At 50.4% G+C, this 14209-nt stretch carries 10 protein-coding genes; 6 read left to right on the top strand and 4 right to left on the bottom strand.

Translation table 11 applies throughout. From position 1 onward, the window contains the following. From RM811_RS00675 to RM811_RS00665, 3 genes are all read left to right on the top strand, one after another. Window positions 1-182: hypothetical protein (locus tag RM811_RS00675; RefSeq protein WP_402519730.1), on the top strand; the 182-nt coding region annotated here is incomplete at its 5' end. Between the two features lie 72 nt (window positions 183-254). Then, on the top strand, window positions 255-1439 hold the full coding sequence (locus RM811_RS00670) for an acyl-CoA dehydrogenase family protein (RefSeq protein WP_402519727.1): 1185 nt from the start codon (window positions 255-257) through the stop codon (window positions 1437-1439). A 311-nt stretch (window positions 1440-1750) separates the two neighbouring features. Next, window positions 1751-2551, top strand: coding sequence for a hypothetical protein (locus tag RM811_RS00665; RefSeq protein ID WP_402519725.1), 801 nt, complete (start codon window positions 1751-1753; stop codon window positions 2549-2551). A gap of 103 nt (window positions 2552-2654) precedes the next feature. On the opposite strand, the gene RM811_RS00660 is transcribed toward RM811_RS00665, so the two are convergent. The 4 genes from RM811_RS00660 to RM811_RS00645 form a co-directional block, all read right to left on the bottom strand. Continuing rightward, entirely contained in the window at window positions 2655-3245 is a 591-nt protein-coding gene (locus RM811_RS00660) for a hypothetical protein (protein ID WP_402519723.1), read from the bottom strand. Continuing rightward, complete coding sequence (locus RM811_RS00655) at window positions 3214-3339, bottom strand: hypothetical protein (protein ID WP_402519733.1); 126 nt, start codon at window positions 3337-3339, stop codon at window positions 3214-3216. The genes RM811_RS00660 and RM811_RS00655 overlap by 32 nt, the downstream gene beginning before the upstream one ends. A 507-nt stretch (window positions 3340-3846) precedes the next feature. Then, entirely contained in the window at window positions 3847-5238 is a 1392-nt protein-coding gene (locus RM811_RS00650) for an ATP-binding protein (protein WP_402519720.1), read from the bottom strand. 38 nt (window positions 5239-5276) lie between these two features. Continuing rightward, entirely contained in the window at window positions 5277-5981 is a 705-nt protein-coding gene (locus RM811_RS00645) for a response regulator (protein ID WP_402519718.1), read from the bottom strand. A 743-nt stretch (window positions 5982-6724) separates the two neighbouring features. Between RM811_RS00645 and RM811_RS00640 the strand changes: the two genes are divergently transcribed. The 3 genes from RM811_RS00640 to RM811_RS00630 all read left to right on the top strand — a co-directional run bounded on the left by RM811_RS00640 (window position 6725) and on the right by RM811_RS00630 (window position 13520). Then, on the top strand, window positions 6725-7939 hold the full coding sequence (locus RM811_RS00640) for an efflux RND transporter periplasmic adaptor subunit (RefSeq protein ID WP_402519716.1): 1215 nt from the start codon (window positions 6725-6727) through the stop codon (window positions 7937-7939). A 1-nt stretch (window position 7940) separates the two neighbouring features. Beyond that, window positions 7941-11069, top strand: a complete 3129-nt coding sequence (locus RM811_RS00635; protein ID WP_402519713.1) for an efflux RND transporter permease subunit — start codon at window positions 7941-7943, stop codon at window positions 11067-11069. Between the two features lie 372 nt (window positions 11070-11441). After that, a complete protein-coding gene (locus RM811_RS00630; protein ID WP_402519710.1) occupies window positions 11442-13520 on the top strand; it encodes a hypothetical protein in 2079 nt (692 codons plus the stop codon). Window positions 13521-14209 lie beyond the last annotated feature (689 nt).

Below are 14209 nucleotides of genomic sequence, written 5' to 3'. Positions count from 1 at the left end.
ATTTGTGGGAGTTTCATGCGGGTTGTCTCATTTGTGGCAAGTTCGGTATGCATTCCCACGCAGAGCATGGGAACGAGTTCAAAGACCGCTGTCCGCTTCCCGCCTCCCGAAAAAGCCTTAAAAGCCAGAGCCTGCTGTTTTGCTTTGCGGATTGCGGATTGCGGATTGCGGGAAGCGAATAATGGTCCATTTAGAGTATGCGATTGCCCTTGCCGCCTGCTTCAATCCGTGGTTAAAAACGGGAGAAAATAACAATGAGTGATCAAGATCAGATTCGTCAAAAACTCTACGACCGCGCCCGTGAACTGGTGCCAGTACTGAAAGAACGCACCGCAGAAGCTAATAAACAGGGCAGACTTCACGAGGAAACCATTGCTGACTTTCAGGAAGCCGGTTTCTTCCGAATTCTCCAGCCCGCCAAATGGGGTGGCTATAAACTGAAACCTCACGATTTTTTCGAAGTACAAATGACTCTGGCCGAAGGCTGCATGTCTGCCGCCTGGGTTCTTGGCGTTGTTGCTATCCATAACTGGCAGCTGGCCCTTTTTGATGACCGTGCTGCCCAGGATGTCTGGGGTGAAGACACCAGCGTTCTGATTTCCTCTTCTTATATGCCCGTAGGTAAAGTGGAGCATGTCGAGGGTGGTTACAAACTCAGCGGAAAATGGGGTTTTTCTTCCGGCTCAAAACACTGCGAATGGGCCTTCCTGGGAGCGATTATTCCACCCAAAAATGAAGGTGAAGCCCCGGATTACCGCACGTTCCTGGTGCCACGGGAAGATTACGATATCATTGATAACTGGGACACCATGGGCCTTCAGGCTACCGGCTCCCATGATGTCGTGGTAAAAGACAAGTTTGTTCCGGAGTACCGCACTCACCGTTCCCTGGACGGATTCATGCAGAACAGCCCGGGCAATGCCGTCAACACTTCACCTCTGTTCAAACTGCCTTTTGGCCAGATCTTTGTTCGTGCTGTCTCTTCTGCCGCCATTGGTGCACTGAAAGGCGCCGTGGATGATTTTGTCGGTTTCAACCGCAAGCGCATCGCCCTTCACGATGGCAAGGCTGTGGTTGAAGATCCGGGCGCCCAGACAGCCGCGGCCAATGCCATGATGGTGGTGAGTGACCTGAAAACCATTCTCTTCAAAAACTTTGATATTCTCAGTGAGCGTGCTGAGCAAGGTGAGCCTCTGGCCATAGAAGAGCGTGTCAAGATGCGTTATGACTCCGCTGTCGTCTGTTCACGATGCGCTGATGCAATTACGGAACTCTATCTGCACTGTGGATCAGCCGGTATTTTCAATAGCCACAAAGTAAATCAGGCCTTCCGCGACATTCAGACGGGGCGCACCCATGTCGCCAATCAGCCTGCTAAATATGCCCGTAACTTTGGCGGTGTAGTCATGGGTCGTGAAACCACTGACTTCTTTTTATAATCCTGACTTCTGATCATCCAGGGGCTGGCTCAGCCAGCCTTGCATATTTCCTTTGCGCACAGGTTTCACCCGTCAAATTGCCCTCCCTATTCTCAAATCGGACATCTCATCAGTGTGAGAAACAGACCTCATATTGAGCAAAGTCATCCCCCCACCCGGATATGCAGGCAGGCAGCATAACCACCGGGAACGAATTATGTGTGTTGATGTCCTACCTTTTAGCTACACAGTTACTTTGGCAAAATAGACCCGGGAAGAATTCTTGAAAAATGAATCTTCTAAACTTTCGCAAAAATATGGGGGACTTTTAAATGGCTCATGGCAACACTGCTGTTTCCAGTAACAACATTGCAGCTTCCAGGCTGGCAATGCATTCAACGCCCTCGCCCTCCCCTGGCCGTAAAAATCCTTACCGCGACTCCCACCCTGCATCTATGGGAATACGAACAGTCTCAAAGCCTGAAATCACTGAACCCTCTTTTTTGGGGCGTCTCGCAGAACGTATAGGACTCACTTCATCCACTATAACGGAAGACCAGAAATCACTCACAGATAGAGCGTACGGCAATAATGGCTATACCGGTAGAAATTGTATAAATACTATTAATTTGAAGACAACCAAAGGTGATATAATTTTGGCTGTCAGTGACGCCGGGGGTATTTTTGTTGAGCCAGCCCCGGATACAAATGATAATCCGAGACATCGCGCTACGTTCGAAGTTAACACCACAAGAGATATCAAGGCTCGATTGCCCAAAAATATTGAAGAAGTGGATATTTCAACAGATTCAGGGTCTTTGATTGGAGTTATTAGCGCAACAGGTGATTACACTGTTTGTAACGGGTCGATTAACGTAGAAATAAGATCAGCGATACCTGTTTTAGCAAAAACTGACAAGGGCTCGTTAACCGCTACCGGTTATAACTGCCGCACGCCTTCTGAATCAAGTGTTGCCACTGAAACTCCTGGATATAGAGAATTCGTGCCCACAACCAAGCTGCCAGAGACTAATCGTTATTCCAAAAATCCTGGCAGAATCAAATTAACAGTAAACACAGCTGGGGATATTACTTTCAAATATCAACCTTTTATTCCAACAAGACCAAAGTGAAGCCCTCTTCCGGAAAATCAGGCCAGAGACTCTTATCATGTATTCATTCAAACCGAAAACCGACACTGGAACCTACTCAACAAAACAGGTTTAGCCCGCCGGCTCATTTTCTTTCAGGCACCGCTTCCACGACCAGATTGCCATCCCTGCTCTCAAACTGAACTTCACCTTTTTTAGCCAGCACTTCCAGCACCGAGGCCAGCTCAGGCGTGTTTTCCAAAGCGATTAAAGGCATATTCGCCAGCTCGGTTAACAGTGCCTGCTGAAATCGATCAATGATGATGGTTTTAAACAGTGCCACCTTCAGATCAATCCGCGCTTCCATAAAGTCGATCTGGTCGAAGTAAATTGCCTGATCTTCCGGAGCGTATTTTAATTGCGCAACCCCGGTAATCTGAACCGGCAGCTTATCCGTCACCATACCGCCCAGCACATCCGCTTCAACCTGGCCGTTGATGTGAAACATCAGGGGCTCACCATCCCCCTGAATAAACAGCTGCGGTGTTTCCAGGTAAATCTGAACCATCATGATGGGCAACAGATCCAGGCTGCGAATCTGTGGTGAAAGAAAGCCGGCATTCACCATTTGCTGAAAACTCTGCTGGCTGTACGTCTCCCGATCATTGCCAGCACAGCCGCCCAGCAATAAAACGCAGGAAAAGCTAACGAGCCAGAATCTGATTGGCTTTGGCAACAGCCTGCCCTCTATTTGTTGAAGCCAGTGCATCCGCCCCGCGGGTGGTTTCCGGCAGTCGGTAGCGGGTAAGACATGATTGAACATAATGCACCGCCGTGTTTAACAATATTCGATGACCAACAGTGATTCAAAACGGTTCTTTTGTAAAATGAGTGGGTAGATATTTCTCCACTGTCATTCCGTACAGGCGACTGCATGGATGCAGGGGGTAGAGTAATGCAGGAGCAATTACCGGGATTGTACGGAATCCTCCAGGCAGGGAGAGCCAGCCATCAAGCTGCACCTCCCTGCGGATGGGATCCTGTACAATCCCTGTACAGGATGTCAGTGGGAGGACGGCAAGTTTTTAATTCTGGTTCCTCGGGGGCAATGACCATTGAACTCTCATTTTCTACCGGCTGACACATTCTTTGATGAAAATACGCCCCAATTGGTTTCTATTTACCCACTTAAAACTCAAAAGAGCCTTCAAAACCAACATCAACGCCCGCCACACACCTTATCTCAGGCAAATCATCATACTGAAACTTGACTGGAAAGTGTCGTCTGCAAAGATCTGACTTCTGCAGGCGACAAGTCCCAGCGATGACGGTCTGAATCAGACACTCAATCCATCCCTCAATGGCAAACGAATGGATACCTCAAGCCCCGGCTGGGCATTACGGGCAACAATAGAACCGTTATGCTGGGCAACCGCCGTTCTGGCTATTGCCATGCCAAGACCTGTACCATCGTTCTCCTTGCCTCTGGTTTCATCCACCCGGAAGAACGGTTCAAACAAATCTTCAAGGGCCTCTTCCGGCACGCCAGGACCGTGATCCCGAATACGAATAAGTGCCGTATCATTTTCACGGAACAGACTCACCTCAACCTCTGAACCTTCCGGCGTAAAACGGATCGCATTGCGGATGATATTCTCCACGGCACTGGAGAGAAACTCCCGAACAGCCTCCAGCTCAATACTGGCGGTTTCCTTGAAAACCACCGCCTTGTCACCAGCCTGAGCTTCAAAGTCGCCATCATCCACCAGCTTTTTCAGCATGCCTTCGAGAGAAACCTTCTCGCAGGCCATATTGGCCATGTTCTGCTGAATACGGGAAAAGTGAATGATCTGACCAATCAGCTGATCCAGCCGTTCAATTTCACGCTCGATCCGAGAGTGTTCTGCGTCTGCATCCGGCGTTTTTCTTCGGGCCAGGGCCAGGGAAATCTGCAGCCGGGTTAACGGCGACCGCAACTCATGGGATACATCCCGAAGTAATCGCTCTTTACTGAACACCAGAGAACCCACCTGCTCCGCCATATGGTCAAAGTCCCGGGCCAGTTCGCCCAGTTCATCCCTGCGTCTGGCAACCTTACCGCCAACACGGGCACTCAAGTCACCCCTGGCAAGTTTCCGGGAAGCCCTTTGTAAATTACCAATGGGACCTACCAGATAACGGGCCAGCACCACACAGAGAACAAAACTCATACCCAGCGCCAGAATAATAAGATGCCACTGTCGTGCAATAACCTGTTTAACCCGCCATTGCACCAATACCGGCATCTCTTTGGTGAGATACAGTTCATAAGGGGCATCATTGAGGCTGATTTTCTGGGGTCCGACGACCACCATACCACTGCGAAAAGTGATGGTGGGATCGCTGCGGCTCCGGGTTTTGTTATAGGCAGAGACCAGCTCTTCAGAGATAGACGCACTCCCCAGAATATTCCCTTCCGTATCAAACAGGTAATAACCGCTGCCGGGAAACCTCGGGATAGGTAAGTGAACGGAGGTTCGGGAGAGCAGCTCCATCTTGCGGGCCGCTATTTCCAGCTCACGAAAAAGCGCCCGCCGTTCTGACAGGAAGTCCGATGGATCCACCGTAATGGCAAAGGCCAGAAACAGGGTGACCAGCATGGCAATCATGCTCAGCCAGAACCACAGAAAAATCTTCCAGAAGACACTGTGCCAGGGCCAGACCACCAGCCGGGGAATTTTCAATTGCACTTTCAACCGCAACCATCGCCCTCCCCTCAACAACCCCCTCACGACGGCAGAATATAAAAGTAGCCAGACCCACGAACCGTTTTAATTCTCGCGCTGCCGTCAGGCCGGGTACCGACCTTCTTGCGCACATTGCTCACATGCATATCAATGGCACGGTCATAGAGCGTCAGTTTACGGTTCAGGGCGATCTGGGTCAGGTCATCCCGGGAAATGAGTTCTCCCACTTTTTCGATCAGCGTTTTCAGCACCAGAAATTCGGTGGCCGTCAGCTCCAGAGGCTCGCCAGAAATGGTCGCTTCACGATTGGCCAGGTTCAATGCGATGTCGTCAATCTGCAGTGTCCGGCTGGTACCCTCAGGAATCAACGGTGTCCGGCCCCGACGTAAAATGGCCTTGATTCTGGCCACCAGTTCCCGATGGTTATAAGGCTTGGCCAGGTAATCATCAGCACCAATTTCCAGACCGATAATCCGGTCAACGTCATCACCACGGGCGGTCAACATCAACACCGGAATATTCGACCGGTGGCGAATCTGTTTCAACGCATCAAAGCCATTCAGTTTAGGCAGCGTCACATCCAGAAGCACCAGATCGTGTACCCCGGACAGAGCGGCAGTAACCCCCGCCTCACCATCATGAACAGCAGAGACAGTAAAGCCCTCTGTTGCCAGATATTCCACCAGCAATTCACAGAGTTCGATATCATCATCAATCAGCAGTAGTTTGGCATTGTTTTGGCTCATGGCTTACTCCATAAAAAAAGACCCCGCCTGGGGGAGGTGGGGTTAAAGGTACCGTTCATGGGGTAACTGATTGCCAGACCAGCCAACCCCCCGCCCGGGCTTTCTGGCTGTTTCTATTGGTATAAAGAACAATAGAGGCTTTTAATACAAAAGGTTCAGCTGGTTGACTATTCTAAATCCTGCAGTGCTCTTATTGAGTTGAAGACTCTATAATAAATGCTCTGCTCTCAGCTGTTAGCCTCTTTAGTAAATCACTGGCCGTGATTCAGTCAGCCCTTTGCAAAAAGGACTGATTCCGTACTCTCCGAGGCGCGGGACATCATATCATTCATCTATCAGGAATGCTTTTTTAAACGATTACTGGCGGCTGTCCGGTTTAGCAGCCTGTAACGCCTGTTCTAAAATGTTTCGTTCCTGAACGAAGGTGCAGTGTATTGGCTTACATCTAAACCCGGTCAATAGATCGGGTAATCGCAGTGTAAAGCCCTGACTTATTCCATATTGAACGGTAAAAAGATCAGTAAACAAATTGCTAACTTCGGTTTTCCACATGGCTATAGATAGATAAAACTCATACTATCCGTACCAATTCATAACCCTGTATGCTGTCGATGCTTTGCCCGGACCATTACCCTGTAAGAAGCCAGCAGCTCTCACTCTGACTACTTACCTTTGCAGGGTTAATAACAACATCACATTGCGTTGCGGGTCCTGCAAGAATCTGCCCCCTCACGGAGCTATCAATGATCGCAAAAATCTCTGCGCTAAAACCCGGAAAATGGTTTCCGGTCGGTGCTTTAGCCACCTCTCTGTTACTGCTCGCTGGTTGCTCAGACGATCAGCCGCAGCAACAGCAACAAATGCCGCCTCCCGCCGTCTCTGTAATCACGGTCACCGAACAGGAAGTGGGTAATTACCAGGAATTCGTCGCTCGCTCAGAAGCGATCGACGCGGTAGACATCCGTGCCCGAGTTGACGGTTTTCTGGTTAAAAGAAACTTCACCGAAGGCGGGCTGGTGGAAAAAGGCCAGCTGCTTTATGAAATTGACCGAGCCCCCTTTGAAGCGGCGCTGAAAGGTGCCAAAGCGCAACTGGCCAGCAGCGAGGCAAACCTGACCAATGCCCAAAAGAACCTGGAACGCAGCCGTGACCTGGTGAAAAAAGGGTTTATCAGCCAGGCGGATTTCGATATGCAAACCAGCACGGAAGCCCAGGCGGTTGCCGGCGTTGAAGTCTCGGAAGCAAGCCTTGAAACGGCAAAAATCAATCTGGGCTATACCCGGATTACCGCGCCATTCAAAGGCGAAATCGGTAAGTCCACCTACAGTGTGGGTAACCTGGTGGGCCCAACCAGCCAGCCTCTGGCCACCCTGACCAGCATGGATCCGATCTATGTGACCTTTCAGGTGGATGAACGACAGTTGGTCAGCCATTTGCTGGACAACTCTGCCGCTGCAGACAATCCGGAACAGGCACCCATTGAAAATAAAGACCAGTTCAAACTCTCGCTGACACTGCCTAATGGCCAGGAATACAATCAGCCAGGGACGTTCCGCTTTGCCGATACCCGGGTGGATGAAGGTACCGGTACACTGACTCTCCGTGCTTCCTTCCCTAACCCCCACGGGGTTATTCTGCCAGGCCTCTACGTGACCCTGCAGGCAGAAAGCAATACCCTCAAACTGTCGCCAATGGTGCCCCAGGCTGCGGTTCAGCAAAACCAGTCCGGCCACTTTGTTCTGGTGGTGACTGCGGAGAATACCGTCGCTACCCGCCAGATTGAGCTGGGTCGCCGAATGGGTGCCATGTGGGTGGTTAACAAAGGTCTGAAGGCCGGTGAACTCATTATTGTCCAGGGTCTGCAGAAGGTTCGCCCGGGGGCCAAAGTATCCCCGAACATGGTGACTGTGAACCCAACAACAGGCACCATCACGCCGAATCAGAAGCAGGGTAACTGAGATGTTCAGCCAGTTTTTTATTAACCGGCCAAAATTCGCATTCGTCATCTCGATTGTGATTACCCTGGTCGGCCTGATCTCGCTGAGCATACTGCCGGTGAGCCAGTACCCGGAAATTGCCCCACCCCAGATCACCGTCAATGCCATGTTCCCTGGCGCTGATGCTGAAACGGTAGAAGAAGCCGTTATTCGTCCCATTGAAGAACAGATCAATGGGGTGGAAGGGATGATTTACATTAACTCCACCGCCGACAACAGCGGCTCGGCATCGATTACCATTACCTTTGAAACCGGTATCGATCAGGACATGGCCATGGTCAACGTCCAGAACCGGGTAGCGGTGGCTGAACCCACCCTGCCGGAAGCGGTTCGCCGTCTCGGGGTTACTGTACGTAAACAGTCGTCCAATATGTTGCTGGGGGTTAACCTGGTGTCGGAAAGTGGCGATTACGACCAGATCTTTCTGAACAACTACGCCAATAACTACCTGAAGGAACCACTGGCACGGATTAACGGGGTTGCCAGCGCCGACGTTATGGGACCCATGACGTACAGTATGCGTCTTTGGCTAAACCCCAACCGCATGGCCGCCCTGGAGGTGACCACCAGCGATATTTCCAATGCCATTAATGAGCAAAACACCATTGTTGCGGCCGGTAAACTGGGTCAGGGCCCGACCCTGCCCGATCAGCAATTTACCTATACCATCAAGACCCAGGGGCGCCTGAGCAGTCCGGAAGCCTTTGGCGATATTATTGTCCGGGCACAGCCAGACGGCTCGTTTATTCGCGTTAAAGACGTTGCCCGGGTGGAGTTGGGCTCAGAAAGTTATGCGGGTGATGCGCGCCTGAATAACGACCCGACAGCGTTCCTGGTGATTTATCAACAGCCGGATGCCAACGCCATGGACGTGGCCGAAGGCGTGAAAGCCGCCATGGCGGAGCTGGCTGAAAGCTTCCCGGAAGGCATTGAATTCGTTATCAAGTTCGATACCACCGAGTTCATTGATGCGTCCATTAAAGAGGTCGTGCAAACCCTGTTTGAAGCGGTACTGCTGGTTATCCTGGTGGTCTTCATCTTCCTGCAGAACTGGCGGGCAACCCTGATCCCGGCCATTGCCATCCCGGTCTCGCTGATCGGTACCTTTGCCATCATGAATGTCCTGGGCTTCTCCATCAACACCATCACCCTGTTTGGTCTGGTGCTGGCCATCGGGGTAGTGGTAGACGACGCGATTGTTGTTATTGAAAACGTCGAGCGTCTGATCAACCAGGAAAACATGTCGGCCAAGGAAGCCACCAGTCAGGCCATGAAAGAGGTCGCCGGCCCCATCGTTGCCACTACCCTGGTACTGCTGGCGGTATTCGTGCCGGTTGGTTTTATGCCCGGTATTACCGGGGGGCTCTACTCCCAGTTTGCGGTGACTATCTCTGTCGCGGTATTGATCTCATCCATCAATGCGCTGACCCTCAGTCCGGCCCTCTGCGTCACCCTGCTGAAAAAAGGCAATATGGCGCAGATTGGCTGGTTGAGACCGGTTGAAAACTTTATTACCCGTATGACCGGCGGCTACAAAAGCTGGGTGGCGCTGCTGCTCCGACGCTCGATCCTTGGCGTTGGCCTGTTTGCCATCCTGATAGCGGCCACCGGCTATATGTTCACCTCAACACCCGCTGGCTTTGTTCCCGATGAAGACCAGGGCTTCTTTCTGGTAGACATTCAACTGCCCGATGCCGCTTCTCTGAACCGTACCGAAGACGTGATGTGGCAGATCACCGAGCAGGTTCGCACCGAGCCCGGTGTGGACAGCGTGATCACCATTTCCGGCTTCAGTATTTTCAGTGGTTCTAACTCCAACGGTGGTATGGCCATTGTGGTACTGGATAACTGGGATGAGCGTAAAAGCCCGGAACTGCACCAGAGCGCCATACTGAACCGCGTTCAGGGCAAACTGTGGGGACTCCCGGATGCCCAGGCCATGGCCTTTGCCTTCCCGCCGATTCCCGGACTGGGGACGTCCGGTGGTTTTGACTTCCGCCTGCAGGACACCATGAGCCGTTCACCCCAGGAGCTCAACCAGGTGCTGAATGGCCTGATTTATGAAGCCAATCAGCAACCGGAACTGAGTCGGGTGTTCACCACCTGGCGCGCCAATGTGCCCCAGTATTTCCTCGAGGTGGACCGCAACAAGGCGAAAGCTCAGGAAGTCTCGCTTTCCGAGATTTTCATGACCCTGCAAACCCAGCTGGGCTCCCTGTACGTTAACGACTTCACCCTGCTGGGAAGAACGTATCAGGTGAACCTGCAGGCCGAGAGCATTGACCGTGCGGAACCGTCGGACCTGAGCAAGTTCTATGTGCGCAACATCAAGGGCGAGATGGTGCCACTGACCACCGTTGCTTCCCTGAAGCCGATTCTCGGGCCCAGCAATATTGGCCATTACAACCTTTATCGTTCGGTGAATGTCAGTGGTCAGGCTGCCCCGGGTTACAGCTCCGGTGATGCCCTGAAAACCATGGAGAAACTGGCCGCCAATCTGCCCGATGGCTACACCTACTCCTGGTCCGGACAATCCCTGCAGGAAATTGAAGCGGGTAACCTGGCACCACTGCTGTTTGCCCTGGCCTTCCTGTTCGTCTACCTCTTTCTGGTGGCCCAATACGAAAGCTGGACCCTGCCCCTGGCCATTATCAGCGCCGTACCCGTTGCCACCTTTGGTGCCTTCGCCGGCATTAACCTGATGCGTAACTGGAACCCGCTGCTGGCCAACGACATCTACGCCCAGATTGGTATGGTGCTGTTGATTGGTATTGCGGCGAAAACGGCGATTCTTATTGTCGAGTTTGCCATGGTCAGGCGACGGGAAGGCGACAGCATTTTTGACGCGGCGGTTAATGCGGCGGGCCTGCGTTTCCGTGCGGTACTGATGACGGCGCTTTCCTTTATCCTGGGCGTTCTGCCCCTGGTACTGGCCAGTGGCGCGGGTGCTGCCAGTCGTCAGATCATCGGTATTACCGTTAGCTCCGGTATGTTGGCAGCGACCATCTTTGGTACCCTGCTGATACCTATGTTCTATATGCTGCTGCAAAAGCTGCGTGAGCATTTTAATCCGGATAAGGCGAACAGCTAAAATATCCCTGAATAGTAAGGCTCCATCTCCGGTGCCTTACTGTTTTAAATCAGGCTCAACCCTTCTCCCATCTCTTTTCCCGGACAACAAAATATAAATAAGCTGAATTTCTGAAACAAGCCTGTAAACCTCCTGTCACCAGTCAAAGGTGGCTTTGCCATTATTATTTTTCCTGCACTCTGAATTAAGACAGTCTGTTTTTTTTAAAAACCCCAATGCATTCATTAGCAGGCTCTAACTCATGACAGCCCATCAAATGGGCTGTGCGCAGGGTGGCTAATTTAAAAAAATTCGGGAACCAATCAGAAACAAGACAGACAAAAGTAGCAGGGATTTAAATTCCATAACCGGTTTAATGACAGGACGATCCAAATGGCTGAAACAAACACCACTTTATTTAATACTCTCAGATCACTGTCACTTACTGCCCACCAGCAACCAGCGGTGCCAAGCCCTCAGACAACTGTTTCCCGATTATTCAAGGGGCATTTTGTTGCCAGCTATCAACCTCAAAGACAGATTTCAGAGACAATCGACCATAACTCCCTGTCAATTTTCTCTCTAAACCCCTATCGAAACCTGTTGAATAATGTTGAAAATGAAATATGTGAAGCGGAGAACTATCCCTCCTCAGGGTCTGAAAAATCGGTAAAAGGCATAGGGTCTTATTTAACAGAGAATAAAATCACTGCCCATCAATTTAAAAAAGATAATACAGTCATACCATGGCTGTCAGGCTGGCAAACGCCTTTTTCCTTATTGACTGAAGCATGGGTATTTCCTGTAACCCGTCAAACTGGCTATCCGACGGGAAACCATTCAACCACTCAGGTATTAACAACCGATCCCCGGCACCAAACCATAACTATTCGTTCAGACAGGAATCCTCCACAAGCTCATAACGGACAGCCCAGTCCGGTATCAACAGATATCCAAAACCCGCCCCTTGTGCCACGTTCAAACAAAAAATCCTATACCGGGCAGAACAAGTCTTTTGCTCATTCATTCGCCGATCAGCAACCCGCCAGCAATACTGTTCAGGCGCTGGGACAACGACTTCATTCGCGCCTTCAACTACAGGAAAACAGCAGATCTGACCGTTCAGAAATATCGAGAAAGACACACGTAACAAGCACTGAAAAAGGTGCCCGTAGAGACCGTCCGGATCGCCGCTGGCTTATCGAAGAAACTACGAAATTAGTGACGCTCAGACACGAGGAAGCCACTAAACATCCTTCCCGTGACACACCACGATACCAGGAAATTCAGCAACAGCTTACCCACATCGTTAAGACATACCGTACCCATTACGAAGAAGAAATAACCCACTGTCTTCACGGTTTACAACGCACTGTCACAGAAACCCTTAGCAATGAAGGCTCGGCAACCATTGAAAAACTGCTGCAATTAAAAAGTGAACTTACGTCAATAAAATCGGAAGTGAATTTATTTTTAAACCATGATAACAAATCCCTGCAGGCATCCCTGAGGGATCAGGTTGTTGATGCACTGTATAGAACCAGCTCGAAACGGGATTATCAAAGATTAAAAACATGGATAACGTCAAATCAGGCGATTTTTCCCAATCAGCTCCGCCCGGGTGATGACCTTCAGCTTTATTTTGTCTTCCAGGAACTGCAGCAGGAACTTGATAACCAGATAGCCATTTACCAGCGAACCAAATTATCCAAAGAAAACAAAGAGCAGACAAAAGAAAACATAGCAGCGAATACAGCAAACATAGAAAAAATCATAAACCTTTATAAAACAGTCTTTGATCGCTATCAACGCTTTGTAACAAATCAACGCTATGCCCATCAGGTAGCAGATATGGAAGAAACTCAAAGAAAAGGGCATCGTGCCATTGAGGAAAAAACAAGCCCGGCGACACAACAACGCCTGAACTTGATCAGAACACTGAATATCCCGGAATGCAATACCGACGCATTGCTCGACATGAGTGAGCAGGATTTCCACCTTGTCGTGAAACTGCTAACCGGAAAATCGCTCACCGCTGAAGATGGGAAAACCATGCAAAACAATGCCTGGCAACTTACTGCAGGCAATAAATGGATGGTGCAGCGGGATCACGAGCGAGTCACGGTTTTTGCCATTGGTAACTCACGGATGCTGGTTGACACTGCCAGCAATACCCTTATCGGAGCTCTTGACCCCATCCAGATGGATCGTATTCATCAACGCCTGCAGCAGGAGGGTCACACCGGTTCGGGTGCAATTACCCGACAGATGGTTGTTGATGACTTCATGAACCATCCAATTACTGAAGAGCAGAGGCGTAATCAAAGCGGGGCGAGCCTGCACAATTTTCTACAAATAATACCTGATGAAGGAGCTGAACTCATTCCCCAGCCCGGCAATAACAGACCACGTGATGACCAACCGATCGTACCAGAGATATTTCGGGCTCAAAGAAGGGATTTCCAAAGGTGATAGAAAATTTTGACCCAGGGAATATAAAGAAAAAGGCCAAAAATAAAATAAATAAAAAATAAAAAATAAAAAATAACTCAACAACCACCGGCTAAAGCCGGTGGGTTAGTGTTACGGACTGAAAGTCCGGATACGCGTCAAAGACGCGTTGTCGCTAACCTTCACTCCTGAAATTTATCATCACCTCTTGATTCCCTGGCTGCTGTCATCCTGTACAGGCGACTGCATGGATGCAGGAGGTAAAGTGCAGGAGCAATTACCGAGATTGTATAGGATCCATCTCACAGGGAAGTGAATGTGCGGTGAGATGGCTATCCCTGCCGGATGGATTGTGTACAATCCCTGTACACAATGACAGCCGCGTATGCCTTGGGGCGCTTTTAATTACATCCCGAAGGGAGAGGAAACCATCATAGCTAAAGCTGACCGGCTAAAGCCGGTGGTTTTAACCTTTCAGGAAACTAATAAAACGGGTTACCCCATCGTCAATGTTGGGCTGTTTTTGGAAGACATCGCTTGATGTATTGGTGCTGAGTGTCAGTTGATCATCGGACATCTGAACCCTGGGCTTATCATTCAGGAGTTACTTTAAAACCTCCTCCTTTTCAGCGGCTTCACCATGACACATCATCAGGGTGCTGACCAGCTGCTCTGTAACCAACGGGTCACCCTGTCTCTTATACACATCT

The sequence above is a fragment of the Endozoicomonas sp. genome (assembly GCF_031844845.1).
In the GTDB taxonomy this organism is placed as follows: Bacteria; Pseudomonadota; Gammaproteobacteria; order Pseudomonadales; family Endozoicomonadaceae; genus Endozoicomonas.
Note: the sequence above shows the minus strand (reverse complement) of the source record. Positions and strands in the feature narration are given on the sequence as shown.

Bases quoted from the DNA above. Each gene is read 5' to 3' on its own strand.
- RM811_RS00665 (WP_402519725.1), top strand. From the start codon at position 1,751: ATGGCTCATGGCAACACTGCTGTTTCCAGTAACAACATTGCAGCTTCC.
- RM811_RS00630 (WP_402519710.1), top strand. From the start codon at position 11,442: ATGGCTGAAACAAACACCACTTTATTTAATACTCTCAGATCACTGTCA.
- RM811_RS00635 (WP_402519713.1), top strand. From the start codon at position 7,941: ATGTTCAGCCAGTTTTTTATTAACCGGCCAAAATTCGCATTCGTCATC.
- RM811_RS00645 (WP_402519718.1), bottom strand. From the start codon at position 5,981: ATGAGCCAAAACAATGCCAAACTACTGCTGATTGATGATGATATCGAA.
- RM811_RS00640 (WP_402519716.1), top strand. From the start codon at position 6,725: ATGATCGCAAAAATCTCTGCGCTAAAACCCGGAAAATGGTTTCCGGTC.
- RM811_RS00670 (WP_402519727.1), top strand. From the start codon at position 255: ATGAGTGATCAAGATCAGATTCGTCAAAAACTCTACGACCGCGCCCGT.